At 36.3% G+C, this 23,949-nt stretch carries 24 protein-coding genes; 8 read left to right on the top strand and 16 right to left on the bottom strand.

Features of this window, described 5'->3' with window-relative positions; genetic code table 11:
• Window positions 1-138 precede the first annotated feature (138 nt).
• Together ACPF9A_RS00980 and ACPF9A_RS00975 are read left to right on the top strand one after the other, a co-directional pair.
• Entirely contained in the window at window positions 139-336 is a 198-nt protein-coding gene (locus ACPF9A_RS00980; RefSeq protein ID WP_424000817.1) for a hypothetical protein, read from the top strand.
• Between the two features lie 232 nt (window positions 337-568).
• Entirely contained in the window at window positions 569-832 is a 264-nt protein-coding gene (locus tag ACPF9A_RS00975; protein ID WP_424000816.1) for a hypothetical protein, read from the top strand.
• 3 nt (window positions 833-835) lie between these two features.
• On the opposite strand, the gene ACPF9A_RS00970 is transcribed toward ACPF9A_RS00975, so the two are convergent.
• The 3 genes from ACPF9A_RS00970 to ACPF9A_RS00960 all read right to left on the bottom strand — a co-directional run bounded on the left by ACPF9A_RS00970 (window position 836) and on the right by ACPF9A_RS00960 (window position 2,917).
• The gene (locus tag ACPF9A_RS00970) at window positions 836-1,771 is read right to left on the bottom strand and encodes a LysR substrate-binding domain-containing protein (RefSeq protein ID WP_424000814.1); all 936 of its coding nucleotides are present in this window, start codon (window positions 1,769-1,771) and stop codon (window positions 836-838) included.
• 81 nt (window positions 1,772-1,852) lie between these two features.
• Window positions 1,853-2,272, bottom strand: a complete 420-nt coding sequence (locus ACPF9A_RS00965) for a DUF2141 domain-containing protein (RefSeq protein WP_424000812.1) — start codon at window positions 2,270-2,272, stop codon at window positions 1,853-1,855.
• A 156-nt stretch (window positions 2,273-2,428) separates the two neighbouring features.
• Complete coding sequence (locus tag ACPF9A_RS00960; protein WP_424000810.1) at window positions 2,429-2,917, bottom strand: DoxX family protein; 489 nt, start codon at window positions 2,915-2,917, stop codon at window positions 2,429-2,431.
• 235 nt (window positions 2,918-3,152) lie between these two features.
• On the opposite strand from ACPF9A_RS00960, the gene ACPF9A_RS00955 reads away from it, so the two are divergent.
• On the top strand, window positions 3,153-4,205 hold the full coding sequence (locus tag ACPF9A_RS00955; protein WP_424000808.1) for an NAD(P)-dependent alcohol dehydrogenase: 1,053 nt from the start codon (window positions 3,153-3,155) through the stop codon (window positions 4,203-4,205).
• A gap of 46 nt (window positions 4,206-4,251) precedes the next feature.
• Here ACPF9A_RS00955 and ACPF9A_RS00950 read toward each other — a convergent pair whose 3' ends face one another.
• Both ACPF9A_RS00950 and ACPF9A_RS00945 read right to left on the bottom strand, forming a co-directional pair.
• Window positions 4,252-4,746, bottom strand: a complete 495-nt coding sequence (locus ACPF9A_RS00950; protein WP_424000806.1) for a CIA30 family protein — start codon at window positions 4,744-4,746, stop codon at window positions 4,252-4,254.
• A gap of 103 nt (window positions 4,747-4,849) precedes the next feature.
• On the bottom strand, window positions 4,850-5,458 hold the full coding sequence (locus ACPF9A_RS00945) for an FMN-binding negative transcriptional regulator (RefSeq protein WP_424000804.1): 609 nt from the start codon (window positions 5,456-5,458) through the stop codon (window positions 4,850-4,852).
• Window positions 5,459-5,585: 127 nt separating this feature from the next.
• Here ACPF9A_RS00945 and ACPF9A_RS00940 point away from each other — a divergent pair, with 127 nt between their 5' ends.
• The gene (locus ACPF9A_RS00940; protein ID WP_424000802.1) at window positions 5,586-6,419 is read left to right on the top strand and encodes an alpha/beta fold hydrolase; all 834 of its coding nucleotides are present in this window, start codon (window positions 5,586-5,588) and stop codon (window positions 6,417-6,419) included.
• A 90-nt stretch (window positions 6,420-6,509) separates the two neighbouring features.
• Here the strand turns inward: ACPF9A_RS00940 and ACPF9A_RS00935 are convergent, their stop codons facing one another.
• The gene (locus ACPF9A_RS00935) at window positions 6,510-8,537 is read right to left on the bottom strand and encodes a S9 family peptidase (protein WP_424000800.1); all 2,028 of its coding nucleotides are present in this window, start codon (window positions 8,535-8,537) and stop codon (window positions 6,510-6,512) included.
• Window positions 8,538-8,827: 290 nt separating this feature from the next.
• Here ACPF9A_RS00935 and ACPF9A_RS00930 point away from each other — a divergent pair, with 290 nt between their 5' ends.
• Window positions 8,828-9,811 carry an SDR family oxidoreductase gene (locus ACPF9A_RS00930; protein WP_424000798.1) on the top strand — a complete coding sequence of 328 codons (984 nt, stop codon included), beginning with the start codon at window positions 8,828-8,830 and terminating at the stop codon, window positions 9,809-9,811.
• A gap of 269 nt (window positions 9,812-10,080) precedes the next feature.
• On the opposite strand, the gene ACPF9A_RS00925 is transcribed toward ACPF9A_RS00930, so the two are convergent.
• Window positions 10,081-10,773, bottom strand: coding sequence for a Type 1 glutamine amidotransferase-like domain-containing protein (locus ACPF9A_RS00925; protein ID WP_424000796.1), 693 nt, complete (start codon window positions 10,771-10,773; stop codon window positions 10,081-10,083).
• Between the two features lie 38 nt (window positions 10,774-10,811).
• Window positions 10,812-12,107, bottom strand: a complete 1,296-nt coding sequence (locus ACPF9A_RS00920; RefSeq protein ID WP_424000794.1) for a DEAD/DEAH box helicase — start codon at window positions 12,105-12,107, stop codon at window positions 10,812-10,814.
• Between the two features lie 239 nt (window positions 12,108-12,346).
• Here ACPF9A_RS00920 and ACPF9A_RS00915 point away from each other — a divergent pair, with 239 nt between their 5' ends.
• Entirely contained in the window at window positions 12,347-13,288 is a 942-nt protein-coding gene (locus ACPF9A_RS00915) for a C-type lectin domain-containing protein (protein WP_424000792.1), read from the top strand.
• Between the two features lie 301 nt (window positions 13,289-13,589).
• Here the strand turns inward: ACPF9A_RS00915 and ACPF9A_RS00910 are convergent, their stop codons facing one another.
• The gene (locus ACPF9A_RS00910) at window positions 13,590-13,856 is read right to left on the bottom strand and encodes a transposase (protein WP_424000790.1); all 267 of its coding nucleotides are present in this window, start codon (window positions 13,854-13,856) and stop codon (window positions 13,590-13,592) included.
• 471 nt (window positions 13,857-14,327) lie between these two features.
• Between ACPF9A_RS00910 and ACPF9A_RS00905 the strand changes: the two genes are divergently transcribed.
• Complete coding sequence (locus tag ACPF9A_RS00905; protein ID WP_424000788.1) at window positions 14,328-14,564, top strand: hypothetical protein; 237 nt, start codon at window positions 14,328-14,330, stop codon at window positions 14,562-14,564.
• 160 nt (window positions 14,565-14,724) lie between these two features.
• On the opposite strand, the gene ACPF9A_RS00900 is transcribed toward ACPF9A_RS00905, so the two are convergent.
• Together ACPF9A_RS00900 and ACPF9A_RS00895 are read right to left on the bottom strand one after the other, a co-directional pair.
• Window positions 14,725-16,275 carry an NAD(P)/FAD-dependent oxidoreductase gene (locus ACPF9A_RS00900; RefSeq protein WP_424000786.1) on the bottom strand — a complete coding sequence of 517 codons (1,551 nt, stop codon included), beginning with the start codon at window positions 16,273-16,275 and terminating at the stop codon, window positions 14,725-14,727.
• Window positions 16,276-16,351: 76 nt separating this feature from the next.
• A complete protein-coding gene (locus ACPF9A_RS00895; RefSeq protein WP_424000784.1) occupies window positions 16,352-17,755 on the bottom strand; it encodes a pyridoxal phosphate-dependent decarboxylase family protein in 1,404 nt (467 codons plus the stop codon).
• 113 nt (window positions 17,756-17,868) lie between these two features.
• Here ACPF9A_RS00895 and ACPF9A_RS00890 point away from each other — a divergent pair, with 113 nt between their 5' ends.
• Window positions 17,869-19,191 (top strand): PLP-dependent aminotransferase family protein, encoded by a 1,323-nt coding sequence (locus tag ACPF9A_RS00890; protein ID WP_424000782.1) that lies wholly within the window; start codon window positions 17,869-17,871, stop codon window positions 19,189-19,191.
• Window positions 19,192-19,220: 29 nt separating this feature from the next.
• On the opposite strand, the gene ACPF9A_RS00885 is transcribed toward ACPF9A_RS00890, so the two are convergent.
• From ACPF9A_RS00885 to ACPF9A_RS00865, 5 genes are all read right to left on the bottom strand, one after another.
• Window positions 19,221-20,417 (bottom strand): IS256 family transposase, encoded by a 1,197-nt coding sequence (locus ACPF9A_RS00885; RefSeq protein ID WP_423997793.1) that lies wholly within the window; start codon window positions 20,415-20,417, stop codon window positions 19,221-19,223.
• Window positions 20,418-20,674: 257 nt separating this feature from the next.
• Entirely contained in the window at window positions 20,675-21,286 is a 612-nt protein-coding gene (locus ACPF9A_RS00880; RefSeq protein ID WP_424000780.1) for an alpha-ketoglutarate-dependent dioxygenase AlkB family protein, read from the bottom strand.
• Window positions 21,287-21,429: 143 nt separating this feature from the next.
• A complete protein-coding gene (locus ACPF9A_RS00875; RefSeq protein WP_424000778.1) occupies window positions 21,430-21,906 on the bottom strand; it encodes a hypothetical protein in 477 nt (158 codons plus the stop codon).
• Window positions 21,907-22,014: 108 nt separating this feature from the next.
• Window positions 22,015-22,389 carry a hypothetical protein gene (locus ACPF9A_RS00870; RefSeq protein WP_424000776.1) on the bottom strand — a complete coding sequence of 125 codons (375 nt, stop codon included), beginning with the start codon at window positions 22,387-22,389 and terminating at the stop codon, window positions 22,015-22,017.
• A gap of 1 nt (window position 22,390) precedes the next feature.
• Window positions 22,391-23,863 (bottom strand): potassium/proton antiporter, encoded by a 1,473-nt coding sequence (locus ACPF9A_RS00865; RefSeq protein ID WP_424000774.1) that lies wholly within the window; start codon window positions 23,861-23,863, stop codon window positions 22,391-22,393.
• Between the last annotated feature and the right edge of the window lie 86 nt (window positions 23,864-23,949).

Raw genomic sequence — 23,949 nt, 5'->3', positions numbered from 1 at the left:
TTCGAAATTACAAAATTGCATACTTACGAATGCGATAAAAATTTAACATGTAGGTAATTACTTTAACTTTTTTTATACAATATTACAACTGCATTTCTGTTTACCTTTATACAACAACAAACCTATTAATTTAACAACATGTCTAAGTCAATGCTAGAGTATAGTAAAACAGTGCTTAAAAAGGTTAGTTTTGATACCTTACTATTTTGTAAAGAGTTGAAGAAAGCCTTAACGACGTTGCTACCTGATGAGGTGGAAGAGTTAAAAATCTGGTTAGAAAGTTTTATAACTGATAAACCAGAATTACATCAAAGTTTAGTGTATTTAAAAGCATAATAGAGAGCCACGTTAAGTGGCTCTTTTTTTTTGGAAGCAACCAATAGCTTTTTGTGCATCTTATATTAAAACACACCATGGCTATTAAATGTACTGTTGCGATATTTTTGTTGTTCTTAATGCAATGTCAAAATGATGATACACCATTTGATGACACACCTGTTGACGATACTAGTTTGGTAGGCGAGTGGTTGTTAACCGAATCATATGTGAGCCCCGGTGGTGCCACAGAGTGGAAAACTTATACGAAGGCTATCGCTATTTCTTCGATGAATTCGGTAGTTATGAAAGAACCGATTTCAATAGAAGTCTACTCGATACAGGATCTTATGAAATTAAAAAAGAGGAGCTATATCTATATTTTACTACCGAGGGAGAAAAAGATACTTTAGGGTATTGGGCAGATTTCAATGAAAGTAAATCAAGATTAACCTTATCACCATCGTACCCTTTTATATGTATAGAAGGGTGTTCGTACCGATTTGATAAAGAATAGCGATTATTTATTCAGCGGACTTATAATTTTTACATCTTGAAAAGCGATTGCTCCTCGAACAATACCTGTAATGACATCTCTTAAAGCCTCTGTAATCTGTACTTTTAGTTCTTTTTTGTGGTAAATAAGACTTACTTCGCGTGCAGGCGAAGGTTCTTTAAAGTACTTCAAGTTTTTCTTCTTTACATCGTCAAGTTCCAGCGTATTTAAATAGGGTAGAAGCGTCATACCTAAGCCTTCGTTAGAAAGATTGATGAGTGTTTCAAAACTACCGCTTTGTAAGCTAAAATGTTCGCCACCAATTTTCGGTGTTTTACAAAGATTTAGAACACCTTCTCTAAAACAGTGTCCGTCTTGTAACAGTAAAATATCTTCAATATCTAAATCATCGGGCGTAATCTGGGTACTATTTCCTAAACGGTGCTCTTTAGGTATGTAACCAACAAACGGTTCGTAATACAAAGGTCTTTCCGTTATAAATTCTACATCTAATGGTGTTGCGGCAATAGCGGCATCGATGTGACCGTCTTCAATATTCTTGATTAAACTCTCTGTATTCTGTTCTTTAATAATCAGATTTACTTCCGGATATTTCTGAATAAAATTTTTCAAAAACATCGGTAATAAAGTGGGCATTATGGTAGGGATGATACCCAAAACATAATCCCCACCTATATATCCTTTTTCTTGCTCTACGATATCTTTAATACGTGCCGCCTCGTTTACAATATTCTTTGCTTGAGCTACAATTTTTTTACCGACTTCGGTAATGGTAATTGGTTTTTTGCTTCGATCAAAAAGAAGTATATCTAATTCATCTTCAAGCTTTTGAACTTGCATGCTCAACGTTGGTTGCGTTACAAAACTCTTCTCGGCAGCGAGTGTAAAATTTTTGTATTCAGCAACAGCAAGCACATATTGTAATTGGGTAATGGTCATGTATATAGTATAAGGCTATAAAATTACTAAAAACCATTGTTATAACCTATTGACAATGCTTGTTCAGAAGTTAATTAACCATTAAAATCGAAGGGTCAATTGCAAATCTTCTTTCTCTACTGTGAACTTTGCATCGCTAAATGTTGGTGGACCCATCGGCAAAGAGCTCCCGCTCATCGCATAATCTTCTTTTGGCATTCCGTTAGCTTCAAAATCCATCGAATTATTATCATTCGCATCATGTAGGACCGAAAATGCGTAATCACCAGGTTTTATGTTTTCAAAAGTTAATATTAACTCGCCAGCTTTAGCTTTATCATGACTTGTTTCCAGTCCTTCAGCTTTCATAAATGTGGCTTCGTTATGTAATGCACTTAATACGTGCCCTTCATCATTCAGTACATTTTCAATAACAACAGTTAATGTAATACCTTCTTTCTCTTGAGCATTCATAGTAATGGTCATTGCGAATACGGAAATTGTAAATAGTAACTTTTTCATTTTATAAGGTTTTAAAGATTAATTGATACTTCAAAGATGCCTTATGAATATGCTTTTAGAAAAAGGAACTAACTCAATTGTAGAAATGCGTTACTGAATTGTAAAGGTTGAGTAATAATAAAAGAAAGTTTACTTTTTAATAAAGATAAATCGATACTACCTTCTTTTGGAAATAAAATAATCAAGGCCGAATTTACCCGACCCAAATCCCATAAAGAACAATCCTAAACAGAAAAATGTAAACGTGGGCATTATACTCCAAGAATTATCCCAGGGTCTGCATACTATGGTAGTAAACATAGTTATGGTAACAAAGAAGGCCGTTATTCTCGTATTTAATCCTAAAAGCAGTAAAATTCCACCTAGAGCCTCTGTAAACCCAGCAGACCAAGCAAAGAATTCAGGCATATAGGTAAATGGTATACCAAATTGTTTGACCAATTCAACAAACCAATCAGCTACCTCTAAAAATCCGAGTCCTGAGGATGTCGGAGTCCATGGAGTTCCGAATTTATTGATGGCAAAAACAAAGGCAAGTAAGTATCCGGTAATTACTCTAGGTACAAGTATTAGAATATTAGGCATCAATGCATCTATCCTAAAAGGGATAATTAACTTTTTTAAATGTGGTAGTTGTTGGTCCATAATAGTGGTGGTTGGTTTTTTAAACTTAAAAAAAATAAATGAATTCGGATATGACAATTATCAGTTTTCTATCTCAAGAACATTAAAAATAAAATCAATTGGGGAGTGTCTTTCCATTTAATTTTGATGTAACAAACTTAACTTTTAGATGTTTTTTTTAAGATGGATAAATGCTCTTTTGAGTTAATAATTTAGGTAGCTTAAGTGTACCTTTGATTTCGAAAAAGATATAATTATGACTAAGATTAAAGCATACGCGGCAGATAATAAAGATGCGAATTTGAAGCCGTTAGAAATAGAAAGAAGAGAAACATTAAAAGATGATGTAAAGATTGATATTATGTATTGCGGCGTATGTCACAGCGATTTACACCAAGTACAAAATGATTGGAAAAATTCTGTATACCCAGTAGTTCCAGGCCATGAAATTATCGGTAAGGTTTTAGAAGTTGGTGCTGGGGTAACGAAGTTTAAAGTAGGTGATTTGGTGGGTGTAGGTTGTTTGGTAGACTCATGTAAATCATGTAGCGCATGCGAAGATAACTTAGAGCAATTTTGTGAAAACGGAGCTACGTGGACTTATAACAGTAAAGACAAACATTTAGGTGGTCATACTTTCGGTGGTTACTCTGAAAGTGTAACCGTAAATAAAGAGTTTGTATTAAAGGTACCAGAAAATTTAGATCCTAAAGCGGCAGCACCATTACTTTGTGCAGGTATAACTACCTATTCTCCATTAGCACATTGGGGTGTTAAAAAAGGTGATAAAGTAGGTGTGATCGGTTTAGGTGGTTTAGGTCATATGGGTATTAAGTTTGCACATGCCATGGGCGCACATACGGTTATGATTACTACATCTCCGTCTAAAAGTGAAGATGCTAAAAAGCTGGGAGCAGATGCTGTTTTAATCTCTAAAGATGAAGCGCAGATGAAAGAGCACGCAAACTCATTCGATTTTTTATTGAATACAATTCCCGTTGGGCATGATATGAATCCGTATGCGGCATTATTGAAAAGAGATGCTACGATGGTTATTGTTGGGGCGGTAGAGCCTTTAGACCCATTACATGGTGGTAGTTTAATTATGGGTAGAAAAAGTATTGCAGGTTCTCTTATTGGCGGATTAAAAGAAACACAAGAAATGTTAGATTTCTGTGGTGAGAACAATGTGGTTTCTGATATTGAAATGATCGATATTCAGAATATAAACGAAGCTTATGATAGATTACAAAAATCTGATGTAAAATATAGATTTGTAATTGACATGAAGTCCTTGAAAAATAGCTAAGATGTAAACATCATTAACACAAGAGCCATATTCGTATGGCTCTTTTTCATTTTATATGAATGCTTTCAATTTCAAGCGTAAAGTCTTCTTCAATACCATTCTTAATAATAATCGCGATTTGAGCCAGGTAATCGCCATGATAGTTCGGTAGTTTTAATTCTTCGCCTCTAAAAACAGCTTCCATTTCTTTAAAGGGAATTTCTATAGTTTGCCATTCTTTACCAGCCTTAAAATCATAGCTATAGGTATGTCTTTGATGCTCACCAGATTTACAGCGGAAAGCATATTTTTTTCCATCACCTTTAATGCGTAATACAAAAGACGAATACTTATCTACGGGTATGCGTTCTACATCATGTCTAACAAGGCAAAATCCGCCATTATTAGCTAAAGAAACATGGCCGCTGAAAACCCCATTGCCAGCAAGGTTAATTTGCATAAGCCCCATCGACAGACCGCCCATAACATCATCGTTGACAATATGCCATTGTTTGATGTTGGATTTTTTATTGAATTCAAAAATGGATTTTAATTCGCTCATAATATCAAGTGTTTATTTGGTATGCTAATGCGATTAAAATTAGGGGTAAAGAAGGTAATGCAACCACTCTAACCAAATTTATTTTAACTGATATGAGAAACAATTAAGTCATTCGTTTTTTCATCTCATCTGCAACCGCTTTTTCAGGAGCGCCTTGTTTTTCAAGTTCAGAAATTATTTTAGGGTGATCATGATTTCTGCCTTGCGAAAGTTTGTTTACAGCCTGTATATCGTCAACTAAAATTTCAAACCCTATAATACCATTAACTTGACTCATGGTTTTTTTAGACATATTATCTAATGAGATAGGCTGTTCAGATTTTTGCTCGTATTTATTTACAAGTGCATGTAAAGAGGTAAGCAACTCTTCTGAATTTTGAATTTTTACAGTACCATATACATGAACAGCAATGTAGTTCCACGTAGGCACCTCTTCTTGCTGATACCATGATGATGAAATATAGCTATGCGGACCATTAAAAATACACAACACTTCATCTCCATCGACCAAATTTTTACTCTGTAAATTCGCTTTGGCAATATGACCGACCAAGATGTCTTTATCGTCTGAATTCTTTGCTAGTTCTAGCGGAATGTGGGTACCCCAGGGTTTCCCTTCAATAGTATTGATTAGTATACCGAAACTATTGTTTTTTAAAAAGTCGTGAATCTCTTCAATGTCATTATTTTTATAGTGCTCAGGTATAAACATGTGGTCTGGTTTTCTTTGTAAATATAACCGTTTTGAACAAATGCTTTTAGAAACAATTATTTAATGTTTCGTGTTACATAATTATTGAGATACTGATTAACTTGTGTAAGAATTTAAAAACGAGAATATGCCCTTTATAACAAATACAAAAGCAAAAGAACAAGTAGATATATTTTACGAAGATTACGGAAGCGGACAACCGGTGATTTTAATTCACGGATGGCCATTAAGTCGTAAGTCTTGGGAGCAACAAGTATGGAAGATAGTAGAGGAAGGCTATCGCTGTATTTCGTATGACCGTAGAGGATTTGGAACATCATCTTCACCATGGGATGCTTATGATTATTCAGCCTTGGCGAGTGATTTAAATGCAATCATTGAAGAATTAGATTTAAAGGATGCCGTTATTGTCGGATTTTCAATGGGAGGCGGAGAAGTGGTTCGTTATTTAACTGATTACGGTTCTAGTAGAATAGCAAAAGCAGCATTGATTAGTTCTATTATTCCACTAGTAAAACAAAAACCAGATAACCCAGCGGGCGTACCGGAGGAAGCTTTAAATGGTATTATTGATGCTTTGCAGAAAGATAGGGTAGGTTTCTTGAAAGAGTTCAGTAAAGGCTTCTATAATTTTGAAGAAAACGAAGGTAAAAGAATTAGTCAGGCGCAATTAGACTACGATTTTACTATTGCTTCATTTGCATCGCCTAGAGCGACCATACAAGCAGCGTTAGCTTGGATGCATACTGATTTTAGACCTGAGCTAAAAAATGTAACCGTACCAACATTAATAGTGCATGGTGATGCTGATGCAACCGTACCAATAGAAACTTCCGCAAAACAAGCTCATGAGGGAATTAAATACAGCACCTATGAAGTAATTAAAGGAGCTCCTCACGGACTCAATATTACGCACCCAGAGGAGTTGAATGAAATATTGATTTCCTTTTTAAAGAAATAAGTAGGAGTTGTATTGAATGAAAAATCCCGATTGTATTATACAATCGGGATTTTTTTAATATACTAGTCGAGTAACACTATTGACTATAGTTTACTCGGCATCTTTATACTTTTCAAACCAAGCTAATACACTTGCAATTTTAGCAATTAAATTACTAGGTCTATTGGCAATACCATGCCCGGCGCCAGGTATACGGACCATAGCCGTTTCTACTCCTTCTAATTTTAATGCGGTATAGAATTGTTCAGATTCTGCGATTGGTGTTCTATAATCTTCTTCACCAGTAAGCAACATGGTTGGCGTAGTTACATTGGCAACGTACATTAACGGTGAACGTCTAAAATAATTTTCTGGATCTTCCCAGGGTTTTTTACCGAACCAATATTTAGAGAAAAAAGCAGCACCATCAGCATAGAGCACAAAGCTTGTCCAGTTAATTACTGGCTTGGCAACTACGGCTGCTTTAAATCGGTCTGTTTTGCCAACTATCCAAGCAGTCAGTACTCCGCCGCCGCTACCACCGGTTACGAAAAGATTGTCGGTATCAACATATCCTTTTGCGATAACAGCATCTACACCGCTCATTAAATCATCATAGTCATGGTTAGGATAATCATGGTGAATTAAATTACCGAATTCCGCTCCGTAACTCGTACTTCCTCTAGGGTTGCTATATAGAACCACATAACCAGCAGCAGCATAAGCCTGTATTTCTGCACTATACACAGAACCGTAGCTAGTAAATGGTCCACCATGGATTTCAAGAATAAAAGGATATTTTTTATTAGGGTCAAAATTTGGCGGAGTCACCACCCAACCTTGAATTTTTTGTTGATCGAACGAAGACTCCCACCAAATCTCTTCGGTTTTGCCTAAATCTCTAAAAGAATAAAGATCATCATTTACAAAAGTTAATCGCTTAGAGCCTTTTTTATCGGCAGCTCCTAAATCAGAAGGGTGTTCGGTATTTCCTAAAGTATAGGCGAATCTTGAATTTTTAGAAACCGTAAAATCAGCTGCATTATAAGGTCTGCCTAAAGACAATCCGCCAAGCCCTTCAACAAGAGTGGTTACTTTACCATCTAACGTAATATGTCCTATTTTAGTAGCACCTTCGGTATCATATTGAAAGTATAGCCCTTTGCCATCGTTAGCCCATTGTGCGTTGGCAATATCTCTATCAAAAGCTCCAGAAAGTAATTTTGAGTTGCTGCCATCAGTGTTCATTACATATAGATTTGTAATCTCGTAACCTTGTAATTTATCATCATTACCAGTGTAGGCAATCATTTTACCATCAGGGGAAACTTTAGGAGAACCATCAGGACCATATCTTGTAGTTAATGGAGAAACTTCAGCAGTGGCAATATTTAAAGCATAGACCTCACTATTTGCAGGCTCAAAAGCCTCATCAGGGTTAAAGTTTGCCGAGAAATATAAAGTCCTGTCATTTTTTGACCAAACAGGAGCACCGTGGTCAAATTTTGTTGCCGTTAATTGTTTTGGTGTTCCGCCATCAATAGATAACGTGAATATTTGGTCATGACCGCCTTTTATATATCCCTGTCCGTCACCTCTATAGTTCAATTTATCGATATATGTTGGTGGGGTATTCCATTTCGCACCTTCAGGTTTTGCAGGTAGCTTTACAATAGATTCTTCAGCTTCTGGTACAAACATAGTAAATGCTAAGTAGCGGTCATCATTAGACCAACTAACGGCACCGGGTGCTTTTGGAGTATTGGTTAATGGAGCAATTTCTTTGGTGTCCATCCACATAACATACAACTTCATCTTCTCATCGGTTTGATTCGATTTATAGATGATTTTTTTACCGTCGTGCGACCAACGTGGGTAATAGTCATTTTGGTTACCGGTAGTTAAAGGTCTGTTTTGCGAACCATCATAATTAACCATCCATAAGTTCGATAAATTTCTGTCGGTCATAATGTCCTTAAAATTTCGAACATAGATAATTTTGGTTCCATCAGGTGATATCTGAGGGTCAGATACATACTCCATGTTAAAGATATCGGTAAGCTCAAGATTAGAAGAAACTTGTGCAGCTACAGATACTGTAAACAGTAAGAGAAATAGTGTTTTAATAATAATCTTCATAGTGTTGAATTTGGTTTGAAATGATGTTATGAAGATAACAATTATGCATAAAAAGGAACAACTTAAATAGAGAAATGAACGAGTATTTACCTTAGATTTTTTATTGCTTTTTGTATTTTCACACTATAGAAGATTAAGACTGCATGCATCAAATTAATTCTGTTTTTTTGAATAGGATTTTATTGACATGTTTGATTTTTATAAACTGTTTAAAAACGTATTATAATTTTATGCAGATATGTAAAGTGAATAGTTTTAATCAGTTGATATTCAGTAAATAAAATATAAAAATGAAAGTATTATTTATAGGAGGAACAGGCAATATAAGTACGCCAAGTAGTAAGCTTGCAGTTGCTAAGGGAATGGATTTATATGTGCTGAATAGGGGAAAAGCCAAAGTTGAGATTGAAGGAGCACATTCCATTATTGGAGACATCAATAAACCAGAAGAACTTACAGAACTTAAAAAGCATGAGTGGGATGTTGTCGTTAATTGGATCGCTTTTACACCAGAAGACATTGAGCGTGATATTGAATTGTTTAGAGGGAAAACAAAACAATATATTTTTATAAGTTCAGCGTCGTGTTATCAGACTCCGTTGAGTTATCCGGTGATTACGGAATCTACTCCGTTACATAATAATTTGTGGGATTATTCTCAAGGTAAAATTCAGTGTGAAGACCGATTACAAAAAGCATATCGCGAGGAAGGATTTCCAATTACCATAGTAAGACCATCCTTAACGTATGATACGGTAATACCTATCGCCATTGGCGGATTTAATAAATATAATACGGCACAGCGAATTTTAGATGGTAAAGAAATTATAATACATGGTGATGGAACATCGCTGTGGACAGTTACCCATTCTGATGATTTTGCAAAAGGATTTGTTGGTTTATTGGGATTACAGCCAGCAATCGGTCACGCTTTTCACATTACTTCAGATGAGGTTTTAAGTTGGAATATGATTTATAAAATCCTTGCAGATGCCTTAGGGAAAGAAGCGAAGGTAGTACATATTGCTTCTGACTTTATCTGTAAAGTAGAACCTTCTTTTACAGGAACTCTATTGGCAGATAAGGCAGAAAGTGTTTTATTCGATAATACCAAGATCAAAACCTTTGTACCTGGTTTTAAAGCAACCATTCCGTTCTCAGAAGGCATTAAAAGAACTGTTAAATGGTTAAAAGAAAATCCGGAATATCAGAATATTGATGCCGAGACAGAGGCTAAGATTGAGAATGTGTTGAAGGTTTATAAGGGGTTGTAGAGTTTGGGTGTATTTTTCAGATTAATTAATCATCCGTATTACCCACGCCTTGGTCCCCTCCATAGAGGGGAGGATTACGTTTTTGATTTTGAACTAGAAGTGCCTTTAAATCTAGGGTTACGATGTCAATTCTTTAAATATTTTAAAATGTCAGCAGAATCTATTCCCCTTTAGTAAGGGGCTAGGGGTGCATGTTACTATTACTATAATTTAATAATTACAAAAATAATCCAACAAAAAATAACAGAATTAGTACGAACTAAGAGAGCCTAAGATATGATAGTACTCGGTATCAATTCTTCAACAATTTCACCATCTTTTAAATATACGTAGTACGAATGGTTTTCTTCGTTCAGTGAAACAGAAGTATGTACCTCACCTTCAATAAAATGAATAGCAGAACGGTCATCACAAGCGTAACCATTAGAAAGTTTACCTGTTTTAATATTTTCAAAATAAAGAGGTCTACGTGAAGTTTCTGAATTGTAATGCGGACAGTGACTTTTGTCAATAAAAGCCATACCGCCAACGATGCTTAATTCTTTAGGTCTAGAATCTGTAGTACCGCCATTAAACCAACATAAAGAACCTGCACTACCACCGCCCATGACCACTCCGTTATCATAAGCGTTTTTAAGAGCAATATCAATGCCCTGTGCTTTCCAAATGGCAAGCATATTTAAGGTGTTTCCGCCGCCAACTATAATCGCATCCATACGAGAGATAATTTCCTCGAAGGATTCTTTTTGGTCATATGAATTGATCCAGACAGATAATATATGCGGAGTAACATCTATTTGAGAACACACATCATAGAAAGAAGCAATATACTGTTCATCTTCACCGCTAGCGGTTGGTATAAAACACATATTCGGTTTTTCTTTACCTGTAGCTTTTGCGATATAATTTAAGAATGGTACGGTATGGCGACCGCTGCCATAAATAACCATTTGCTTTTTCATAAGGTGATGTGTTGGTATAAATAAAATTCTAACAGAAGCTATTCGCTTCTACTAGAGTCATTTCTTTTTTTAGGTTTACTTGTATTTCTATTGTTCTTTCCTCGAAAGTTGTTACCACCAGGTCTATTTTTATTTCCTGATTTTCCAGGACCTCTAGGAGTTCTTGCAGGCCTGTCATCTTTCTCTTCTTCACCATCCTCATCTGTAAACTGATGTTCTGGCATACGTGGTACGGTTTGATTTATTAGCTTTTCTATATCACGTAAGTAAGGTCTTTCTTCTTTATCACAGAATGATATTGCAGTACCACTAGCATTTGCACGACCAGTTCTACCAATTCTGTGAACATAAGTTTCAGATACATTAGGTAGGTCATAATTTACCACTAAGGATAAATCATCAACATCAATACCTCTTGCAGCAATATCAGTAGCAACTAGAACTTTTAGTTTACCATCTTTAAAATCACCTAAAGCTTTTTGCCTTGCAGTTTGCGATTTATTACCATGTATTGCAGCAGATCTAATACCTGCCTGGTCTAATTTCTTTACAATCTTATTGGCGCCATGCTTTGTTCTAGAAAAAACAAGTACAGATTCTTTTGGCTGTTGCTCCAGTAAATGAATAAGTAATTTTGGTTTATTCGCTTTACTCACAAAATAAACACCTTGTTCTACCTTCTCTGCAGTAGCTTGTTCAGGTTTAATGGTAACACGCTCAAAATCACCTAGCATTTTTCGAGATAAAACAACAATATCTTTTGGCATAGTTGCCGAAAAGAATAGCGATTGTCTTTTAGGAGGTAATTTTGCTATGATTTTTTTAATATCGTGAATGAAACCCATATCAAGCATTTGGTCGGCTTCATCTAAAACAACATGTTCTAAATCTCTAAAAGAAATAAAACCTTGGTTCATTAAATCTAATAAACGACCGGGAGTAGCAATTAAAATATCAACGCCGGCTCTAAGTGCATTTACTTGTTTACCTTGTTTTACACCGCCAAAAATAACAGTATTACGTAAGCCAGTATATTTACCGTAAGCCGTAAAGCTTTCGGCAATCTGTATGGCAAGTTCACGAGTAGGCGTAACAATCAGTGCTTTTATCTTTCGTTTGTTTTGGCTTAAACTAATACCTTCATATAATTGATGAAGTATTGGAATACCAAAAGCAGCTGTCTTACCAGTACCTGTTTGTGCAACACCTAAAAGATCTTTGCCTTTAAGTAATATAGGAATTGATTGTTCTTGAATTGGAGTAGGGTGAGTATAACCTTCGGCTTCTAAGGCCTTTAGGATTGGTTCGGCTAGGCCGAGTTCTTTAAATGTCATAATTTTTAATAAAGCGCGAAGTTACGGCTATTATTAAAAGGATTTGAGAAAAAACCTTTCATCTTGTGTAATGACTTATAAGGGATAATGATGCTAAAATGTCCATTTGTGTTATAAATGGATCGCTACACAACATTTTTTTGACCATAGAAGTCTATTGGGTTAGCTTTACTATGGTAAATTATTGTTGAATGTTATTGAGGTATGAATTTTTCATTTGTAGTATTTTATGTTGTTTGATGACGAGTCTTGTAAAAGGGCAAGGCACAGATTTACCTCCGGTACTGTCGGCAACAGGAAATCAGCTGTATTGTCCGGCTGCATCACTGCCCATAGCACAATCCATAAGTATTACTGATCCAGATGATACAAGTACTTCTGCCGTTTATATACAAATATCTAACGGTTATATCAATGGCGAGGATATTTTGACACTAACTGGATTTCATCCTAACATTACTACAAGTTGGGATATTGTGCAAGGTGAGTTAACCTTACAAGGTCCTGCAACATATACCGAATTTGAAGCTGCGGTCTTAGCAACTGAATTCTCTAGCAGTTCCCTAACTCCATCTGGAATTAGGCAATTTTCAATTACAGTAGGTGAGGCTAATTTTTTACCTTCTACCCAGCATTATTACGAATTTGTTTCTGCACCAGGTATTTCTTGGACAGCAGCAGAGGCCGCTGCATCTGCTCGAACTTATTTTGGATTACAAGGATATTTGGTAACGCTTACAACACAGGAAGAAGCCGATTTTTCTGGAGCACAAGCCAGTGGTTTTGGATGGATAGGGGCAACAGATTTAGCAGTTGAAGGTGAATGGCGCTGGGTGACTGGGCCTGAGGCAGGGACTCAATTCTGGCAAGGTCTCTCTAATGGTACAGAACTAACTTTCGCCAATTGGAATGGTGGTGAACCTAATAACGTTGGTAGTAATGGAGAAGACTATGCGCACATTGCAGCAGCATCTGTAATTAGAGGTGGAGCGCCAATAGGTGCTTGGAACGATTTACCAAACAATGGGGGTGGGGGTGCTTATGCTTCCCAAGGTTATGTAGTTGAATACGGTGGTATGCCGGGTGACCCAGGTTTGAATATTTCTGCCACCACTAGCTTAACTGTTAGTAAGTGTAATGTAATTACCAATAGAAGAATTACGTACCGCGTAAAGAATTAAATGTAGGGTTAGAACTTTTATGCCCTATAGTCCACACACACAATTCAACAATATAAGATAGCAACCTTAATCTATTTTAATAAGGCAAAAGACACTATTATACTGTGTCAAAACTAACCGAAAACTGTTTTATTAAATATACACAGAGTTTTTATCATTTTTTTTTGGGAGTTCTACAACTTTAAATTCATTCCGTTAAACCATTTCATACTGGTCAGACTAGCTACTTTACACGCACGTACGATAGGCACTAGATATTCCTTGATGAGATATTTTGCTCGGACTATTTTGTCGGAAGGTCTTAGAACTTTTTTGACAGTATATCTTTAAACATCTTATTATCGAGACTTACGTCAGTATACATTTGCTTAAGTCTCAGATTTTCTGCTTCTAAATCTTTCAGGCGTTTGAGTTCCTGTTTTTCCATACCACCGTACTTTTTACGCCAGTAATAAAATGTGCTCTTATCAATACCCAATTCTCTGGAAATATCCCCAACAGATTTTCCTTGTTCATTTTCCTTAAGAGCCTTGATGATTTGACTCTCGCTAAACTTGCTTGTTTTCATAATGACAGTTTGAATTTAAAGTTAGTAAATTCGAATTTTCTACTTTTTTATTTATAGGGAAGCCTACAAATCTACCAATATTTTAACGGGTACGGTCTGTGTTCTTCAAACTGAAGTAAATGCCAAACGCTCCTAAAATGGCATAAATTTTAGTATTCAGTTTTAGTTTTCATTTCTCAATTGTTTAGTCCGAAGAAATCTAATTAGATGTCTTCAATATGTATTCTTGATTATTCTCTGGTCGACAATTTTTATCTACTATCTCCTAAATTCTATCCTCCAGTTTAAGCTATGTGTCGGTTAACGACATCAATTATCGGTAAGGTGATTTTAGGGTATGTGTAGTTTATCGATACGATTTTACACTTTACCCGAACTTATGTCAAGTAACGAGTATAAGGGGTTTTTCAGCGATTCACCACCTAGTGAAACAAGGTCTGCGGCGTTCTATTATTGTAACAAACGCAAGTCATGAAAACAATAATCGCAACAATCTTCATCATCTTTTTAAGCTTCACTGCTCAAGCACAAAACACTACTGAAGAAGTCAAGGTTGAAACTATTGAAATGACCATCGTTACTGAAACCACTTATGAGATCAACTTAGAAGCAAAAACGGAAGTAGCTAGATTATATAAATTCAAAAATTCTAGAATTAAAAGAGATTTAAATTTTGTAACTAAAGCGAATAAGGCTAAAATGGCTTAAATTTCAGTTTTCAGTTGCCAGTTACAGTTTGCATTACTAAGTACTAAGTATTAGTTACAAAGTACAAAGTGGAAAAGAGAAAATAGAATATAGAGGAAAGACTACTGGCAATAACAATTTAACTAAGCAAAATTTTTATTTTGCAACAACCAACAACCAATTAAAGTCCCGCCATTGCAGCTTCGGCACAGCGTTCACCGTCCATTGCGGCAGAAACGATACCACCGGCATAACCACCACCTTCACCACATGGAAAAAGACCTTTGATCACTGGGTGTTCCAGTTTTTCATTTCTAGGTATGCTCACCGGTGATGAAGTTCTAGATTCTACACCCACAATATTTGCCTCGGCTGTGTAATACCCATGCATTTTATCACCGAATGCTTTAAAACCTTGACGTAGTCTACCACCAATAAGTTTAGGTAATAGGGAGTGCAGGGGAGCAGAGTTTAATCCCGGTTGATATGAAGTCGGGTTGAGGTCTACAGAAAGGTTTCCTTCAACGAAATCAGTTAATCGTTGTGCGGGCGCGGTTTGTGAGCGTCCACCAGAGGTAAATGCTAATCGCTCTAAATCTTTCTGATATTCTAATCCTTTTAATGCTCCGAATTTCTCGTATTTGGCAATGTCTTTATCCACATTTATTTCAACCACGATTCCGGAATTTGCATACAGGTTATTTCGTTTCGACGGAGACATTCCATTCACAACAACCTCACCAGGTGCAGTTGCAGCAGGAACTATGAATCCGCCAGGGCACATACAAAAAGAATACACGCCACGTTCTTTTACCTGTTCTACCAAACTATAAGAAGCCGCAGGTAGCAATTCACTGCGCTCACCAGAACAATGATATTGAATACTATCGATAATATGCTGCGGATGTTCTACACGCACACCCATGGCAAAAGATTTTGCTTCAAGTGCAATGTTCTTTTTATGAAGTAAATCGAATATATCGCGAGCTGAATGTCCCGTTGCCAGGATCACTCGTTCAACAGCCATTTCATCTTTCTCATTTAAAACAATTGCTTTTAGCGTATTGTCTTTAATAACGAAATCGGTCACTTTGGTATTGAAGTGTATTTCACCACCATGCTGCTGAATTACTTCACGAATATTCTGAACAATTTTAGGAAGCTTATTCGTCCCAATATGTGGATGCGCATCTACCAAAATTTGTTCTGTTGCACCATGAAAGACTAAACTTTCGAATATGCGACGCACATCGCCACGTTTAAGACTTCGTGTATACAATTTTCCGTCAGAATATGTGCCGGCACCACCTTCACCAAAACAGTAATTGCTTTCAGGGTTTACCTGATGGTCTTGGTTGATGGCTTTCAAATCTCGTCTACGATCCTTTACATTATAACCTCGTTCAAGAACTATAGGTTTGTAACCCATTTCTAAACAACGTAATGCAGCCCACATACCGGCAGGACCGAAACCTATAATATGTATTGGTTTTGCATTCGATACATCTTTATATTTAAAATTAAGAGTATCGCTAGGGGCAGGTTGATTAATATAAATTGCCAGTTTGTAATTAAAGAAAATTTTAGGCTTACGAGCGTCTATAGACTTTCGAAGCACCTTGATTTTAAAGGTACCATCTTCGAGTCCCAGATACTTTGCCGTACGAATTTCTAATCCGTTAGGTGTGCCTTCTTCCTTTAATGTTAACCGCAACTGTACATTTCTGACCATGCTGCAAAATTAAATGAAATTATATTACTGATTTAATTATCCTGACATTCCTTTTAAGGTAATTTGAATCATGGATTTATTTAGATATTTCATTTAAAGCTTGTTTGAAAGAGTTTACGGAACGAGTAATATCATAAGCTGTTGTCGCCCAAGAACAGATACTTATTCTAATCACTTTTTTACCTTTCCATATGGATCCTCCTGCCCAACATTCTCTTAACTCTTGAACCCTTTTCAGCACATTATCGGTAAGTGCATCGGTTTCACATTGAATTAATACTTGATTAAAAACAACGTCATTAAGAACAGAGAATCCGTCTACAATCTTAATTTCATTGGCAAACTGATTGGCTCTTAGGTGCATTTCATAAATCATTTCATCAATACCATTTTTGCCTAAATATTTCATTGTTGCCCATAGCTCAATAACTCTGGCTCTGCGTGACATCTCTGGTGTATAGAACATACCATCTCGCTTTTCGCCTGTTATAATGTAGCTTCCGGTCATATGTAGGGCAGATCTAATTGCAGCTTCATCTTCACAAAGTACAATGCCACAATCATAAGGAGTGTTAAGGGTTTTATGTCCGTCAACAGCCCAAGAGTTGGCTCCTTCAATTCCCTTTGTTAAATGTTTTAATTTATCTACGGCACCAGCCCACAGACCAAAAGCACCATCAATGTGTACCCATGATTTTGCTTTTTTTGCAATTTTACAAAGCTCCGAGAAATTATCAAAAGCGCCACTATTAACGTTCCCGGCTTGTAGAATTAAAATAGTTCTTTCATCTAATTGAGGTAAATTATTCAGCTCTAATCTACCTTGATCATCAACATCTACCCATTCAATATTTTCTTTACCAAATCCTAAAAGTCCTATTGCTTTTAGAATAGTAGAATGTGCATGTTTACCAGTAACAATTCGTAGTTGAGGAGCATTGAACAAACCTTTATCGTTAATATCCCAATTAAGGTTGGATAGTAATCTAAAGCGCGCAGCTGCTAATCCGCAGAAATTAGCAGTAGAAGTGCCACTTACAAAACCTGCAACAGTACTTTCAGGAAGATTAAAAATCTCTTTTAACCATTTTTCAACGACGGTTTCTAGTGCTGATCCAATAGGGGAGAGCACATGCATGGCCGGTGCTTGATCCCAAAATGTAGATATTACTTTTGCGGCTAAACTTACAGGTATAGCACCACCAGAAACAAAGCCGAAATATCTAGCACCTGTTGTTGTAACTGTTGCCGGAGAACCGTATTGGTTTAAAAAATCTAAAACATCATTGGCTTTGCTCGAATTCTGCGGCATAGATTCATCAAATTTATCTAAGTCAGCTAATGCCTTTTCTGTTGGATATACATTTCGTTCAAAAACACTTTCTAGGTATTCTTTTGCGAATTGTGACGCTTTTTCAAAAATGATTTTCTCATCCACTTCTTTATACATCTGGTTCTGGACTAAACTTGTACTGCTCATTTTTATATGTTTTCAGAATTGCTACTACTTATCGCATTCAAAGTTGACCAAATTATGAATACCGTAACAGATTCAGATTTTGTAAATTTAACCAGTACAGATAAAAAATCATATTGAAATCAATACCTACAAAAAGTTATAAATACATCGAAATCGCTAACAGTATAGAGCAACAAATTTATGACGGAGTTCTTAAGTTAGGTGATAAGTTACCTTCATTACGTGTATTGCAGCAAGAATACGGCGTTAGTATAAGTACTGTGCTACAGGCGTATTATCAATTAGAGGCAAAAAATTTAATTGAGCCTAAACTTAAATCTGGATATTTTGTCATTTTTTGCTCAGCGGATATTCCAAAGAATCCTGTGAAGAGTAATCCGGATCAATCATCTGTCAAAAGTAGTTCAACAGAGATTATCGTTGATTTTTTTCAAAACCTTTCTATTGAAAAGGGCGTTGATTTTTCATTGGGTGTACCATCAAAAGAGTTGTTGCCTATTGCGAAGTTAAACAAAGTAATGCATGAGGCAATTATATCGTTACCATTAGGTGGCAGTGCACAAGGCGATATTTTAGGACGTGAGAATTTACGAAGACAAATAGCGCGAAGGTCTATTTTATGGGGAGGTAAGCTAACCGAAAATGATTTAATCATAACATCTGGTTGTACCAGCGCATTATCATTTTCTTTGATGACCGTAACAAAGCCAGGAGATACGATTGCGGTGGAAAGTCCTGTTTATTTCGGATTGTTACAACTTGCAAAGACATTAAGGCTAAGGGTTTTGGAGTTACCAACAGATCCCCTTACAGGTATAGACTTGAATGCCTTAGAAAAAGCGATTGATAAGAATGATATTAAAGCAATTGCAATAATATCAAATTTTAATAACCCCATGGGGAATACAATGTCTGATGATGGTAAAAAGGCATTAGTGAAAATTATTCAAAAACATAACATTCCGCTTATAGAAGATGATATATATGGTGATATTTATTATGGCGAAAGTAGACCTACTACTTGTAAAACCTATGATGATACAGGTCTTGTAATTCTATGCGGCTCTTTTTCTAAAACTCTTGCTTCTGGTTATAGGGTAGGATGGCTAGCACCAGGTAAATACTTCGATGAAATCGTGAAACTAAAACTTTATTTGTCTTCAACCACGGCAACAATTACCGAAGAAGCATTGGCATTGTTTTTAGAAAAAGGAAGGTATGACCACCATCTAAGAAAGCTACGGCAAACACTACATGCAAACAAATTAAAATTTTTAAAAGCTATTGTAGCATATTTCCCTAAAGATACACGGGTAAGCAAACCAAAGGGAGGGTTTTTATTATGGGTAGAATTAGCTTCAACTATAGATACAGAGGTGCTCTATAAGTTAGCGGAATGTGAAGAAATTAGAGACACTATCCCATTAACTGTGTAAGTTAAAAATAACAGGGGTTGGACTTTTATCTAAAGTCTGACCCTTTTTTCATAGATCGTCAGGAACTGATTTAGGATTATGCCCCAGTTCCTTACAGGCATCGACCACTTTTTGGTGGCCTCCCTTACCGCCAAATATACGGATTTCATCACGGCATCGTCCGTCGGGAAGGACAGCTTGTTCTTGGTGTACTTCCTGATCTTGCCGTTCAGGTTCTCGATAAGGTTGGTGGTATAGATTATTTTCCTGATCTCGATGGGGAACTCGAAGAACACGGTAAGCTCGTCCCAGTTGTCCCTCCAGCTTTTGACGGCATAGGAGTACTTCCCTTCCCATTTGTCCGCAAAGTCCTTTAGGGCGGCCTTCGCCGCAGCTTGTGTAGGTGCGTTGTAGATAAGTTTCATATCTGTTGTAAAGGCTTTTTTGTCCTTCCAGACAACGTACCTACAGGCATTCCTTATTTGATGCACCACACATATCTGGGTCTTGGATTCGGGGAACACGTTCTTGATGGTCTGGGTGAACCCGTTCAGATTATCGGTTGCGGTTATCAGGATGTCCTCGGTGCCACGGGCGCGTATATCGGTCAGTACGCTCATCCAAAAAGCGGCGGACTCGTTCTTGCCCAACCAAAGCCCAAGGACCTCTTTCTTACCGTCCCTGCGCAATCCTACCGCGATATAGACCGTTTTGTTGATGACCTTCGAGTTCTCGCGTACCTTGAACACGATCCCGTCCATCCAGACGATAAGGTATATCGGTTCCAATGGCCTGTTCTGCCAAGCGACGATGTCCCCGGAGATCTTGTCGGTTATCCTCGATATGGTGGATGTGGAGATATCGAAGTTGTAGACCTCCCGTATCTGCTCTTCGATATCGCTGTTGCTCATTCCCTTGGCATAGAGCGATACGATCACGTTCTCGATACCGTCGACCATATTACCGCGCTTGGGCACGATCATGGGGTTGAAACTGGCATCCCTGTCCCTTGGCACCGCGATCCTTGATTCCCCGAAGGAGGTACGGACTTTTTTGGTCGAATGGCCGTTACGTGTGTTCCCGTTCCTGGCCTTTCCATGTTTGTCATAATCGAGGTGGCCGTCAAGCTCGCCTTCCAGCATCTTCTCGATACCACGTTTTTGGAGTTCTTTCAGAAAACCGTTCAGCTCGTCACCGGTCTTGAACTGTTTTAAGAACTCATCGTTGAATAATTCCTCTTTCTTCATAATGGTGTGAAAATTTAAAGTTAAAAAAATAGCGGGGGCATGCCCCCGCTATTTTTTTATTTACACACTTTATGAGATAGTCCTAAATTAGATTTTTTCCTGGAAAGATTTTTACACTTCAAGATCAGTATACTAATTGTCTTCGTCTTAGTTACGGACTGGTTTGGAATGAAGAAATAGATAATGCTTTATACCGTTTAGGAATGCTCATTAAAAACTATGAGCAGATAAAGAACTAAGTATTTATTTATTCAAAACTACTTTTCTATAATAGTTCTAAAAGTCAAATTTACTCTAGGATTCTTACTTTTAGTTGTTGGAGGCAGTCGATGTAGCCAATTCGTTTGGGTTTCATCTTTCATAATCAATAAGCTACCATGTTCTAAAACCAGTTCTACTTTCTCTTTGGTTTCTTTATGTTTAAAAGCGAATTTGCGTTCATCGCCAAAACTAAGAGAGGCAATGGCTCCGTTCTTTTTTAAGTCTTTTTCACCGTCACTATGCCAAGCCATACCCTCACTACCATTATGGTATAAGTTTAGCAGGCACGAGTTAAACGTTTCTCCAGTTTCTTGTTCTATTCTATCTTTTAATTCCAGTAACTCAGTCGTCCACGGTAACGCCAGTTTTGTAGTATTAGAGTAAGTGTATTCAAATGGTTTTTCGCCATACCAAGCTACTTTACGTTTGGTAATTATCTTTTTGCCAAAGATAATAGCTTCATCATTCTTCCAAACAATATTATTAAGTAGTTTGTCTAAATAACCTTCAGCCTGTTCTTGGGAAAGTATTTTTCCGTAGTAATTAACTGTTCCGCCATGCGGAAGCAAATTTTTACTATGGTCAACCTTTATATCAAATAATTTCATTTTCTAATACATAATGAAGTGCTTTTACAAGCTAATAAAATTTTCACGTTTTAAAAAACAAAAGCGAACAGCAAATCTTCTCTTATTAGATCAGATATACTATTCGCTTCGTAATTGAATTAAATTTTTGAAAAAGTTTACTATTAATTTTTAAGCAAATTCTTAATCTCCTTGTTCCATTTTTCTATAGACTGAAATTCACCAATTAATTGGTAGTTAACATCTGCATTATAGAATTCAAAAACGGTGTCCGGTTCATTTACATGTTTCGAAAAAAGAGTCAAAATTAAGCGTTCGGTAATTTTCTCTTTTCTAACATACGATTTGCCGATATTACCAATTTCAGAGGTTTTAATTTTTGATAAATCGGCGTATTGCTGATTTAAAACTTCTCCGCTTTTTGAAATAAAGAATACGAACTTTTTCTGTGCATCAACACCTATGGCGTAGTGACCAAAAATTTCATGTTCTGTTATTTTACAATTATTTTTACTGGCAACATCGTTTAGAGATGTCATCATTTGTTTTTCTTTCGTTTTTCTACTTTTGTTGGTAATAACAAAAGGCATTGCACAAATTACAACAGATGCTAAACCAATAGCGGCTATTCCTAATTCCATTTTATAATTTTTTAAATATGATATATTGATTTCTGTATGATGTTTTAAGTTACATCATATCAAATAGTTACATATGATCGTCAAAACGACAACCTTTAAAAAAATGGATTACCAGAAACTATGAAAAGGGAAGATGAGGTCAGACTTTCTATGTCTGATCAATAAAGTATTAGCATACAGTTGGTACTGTTTAAATCTAGCTACGAAGCCTAACTCACTGCTAATTATTTGAGAATTAAAACTTGTAAAAGGTAGTTTATAATTAGGTACTGATATTTCGGAAGCATCAGAAACAGAAATTTCAGATTGCTGTGCATGCGGAGATAAAACCTTAGTGAATTCAGAAAAATACGTTTTCTGAGCTCCGTTTTCGCTTATTTCAATCTCGCTAGAAAACGGTAACGTATTGGCAGAACTATATATACCGAAACAATAAATTGTTACCAGTAACAGAACTCTGAATATGTTATTTGTACTTTTCATATTATGCTATAACCGCTTGGTCGAGAATTACATTGACTTCTTTCAAACTTTCTTCATTATCTAGTAGTAAAACTAGAACATCATCAGCTTCAATAATTGTAGATCCTCCAGGACGTACAAATTTATTATTTCTCTTTATCATTACAATAAAAGCAGACCTCGGAATATGTAAATCTATAATTCGTTTACCAACAGCAAAACTATCAAAAGGTATAGACACTTCTTCCATTTCTGATTTTGGTAAATTCAGAATATACCTGTCGTTCTCAGCAATAGGCTTTACCTCTTCTGGTAATGCTACATTTAACCATTTTGCAAAAATTGACAATGTGGTGCCTTGAATTAATACAGAAGATACAGAGATAAAAAATACGATACTAAAAATGATATTCGCCTTGTCAATACCTGCCAATAAGGGGTAGGTGGCAAAAACAATAGGTACGGCACCACGCAAACCCACCCAAGATATATAGAATCTTCTGCCCATTTTCATTTTAAAGAACATGAGACTTAATAATACACTAACGGGTCTTGCTATTAGAATGAGGAATACTGAAATAAGTAATCCGATACCTAAATATGGCACAATTTGAGACGGAAAAACCAGTAATCCCAACGTAAGGAATAATACAATTTGCATTAGCCAAGCCATACCATCGAACATTTTTAAAATGGTCGATTTATGAATTAAATCTTGATTACCTAAATACACGGCACATATATAAATGGCTAAGAAACCATTACCGCCAACAGCATCTGTTGCTGAAAATGTAATGAACATAAGGGCGATTACTAGTACCGGATACAAACCTTCAAAACCTAGTTTGATTTTGTTGATGATGATTTCGCTTAATTTACCGAAAGCGAATCCGCCGATACCACCTAAAATCATTTGTTGTAAAAACAGAGGGATAATAGATAGCACACTTAAATCTTGATTAATAACCAAGGTTAAAAATGCCAATGTTAGTACATAAGCCATGGGGTCGTTACTACCGCTTTCTAGCTCTAAAGTAGGTCTGAGATTGCTCTTAAGTGCCAAATTTTTAGAACGTAATATCGAAAATACCGCTGCTGCATCTGTAGATGAAACTATAGATCCTAACAGCATACTTTCATAAATCGTGAAATCGGTAATATAATATACAAAAGCACCTAATGTAACTGCTGTAAGCAGTACGCCGAGTGTAGAAAGCATGATTCCCTCTTTTAAAATCGGTTTTACTGATTTCCAGTTGGTATCTAATCCACCAGAAAAGAGTATAAAGTTTAGAGAAACAATGCCTATAAATTGAGCAAGCTTAGGATCATCGAATTTGATGCCCCCAATACCATCAGAGCCAGCCAGCATGCCTATTGCTAAAAAGAGTATTAAAGTTGGTACGCCAAATTTATACGATGTTTTACCCACTATAATACTGATAAACAGCAGAATAGAACCTACAAGAAGTATGTTCTCAATGGTAAGATTCATAGGTGGTTATTAAATTAAATTTTGTGGTTGTAAAGTTAATTTTTTTATCAAAAATTCAATGTAAATGTTAAGGTTTGGCACAACGT

Source organism: Maribacter sp. IgM3_T14_3, from assembly GCF_049603095.1.
GTDB lineage: Bacteria > Bacteroidota > Bacteroidia > Flavobacteriales > Flavobacteriaceae > Maribacter.
The sequence above is the reverse complement of the archived record's forward strand: the minus strand, read 5'-3'. Positions and strand labels throughout refer to the sequence as shown.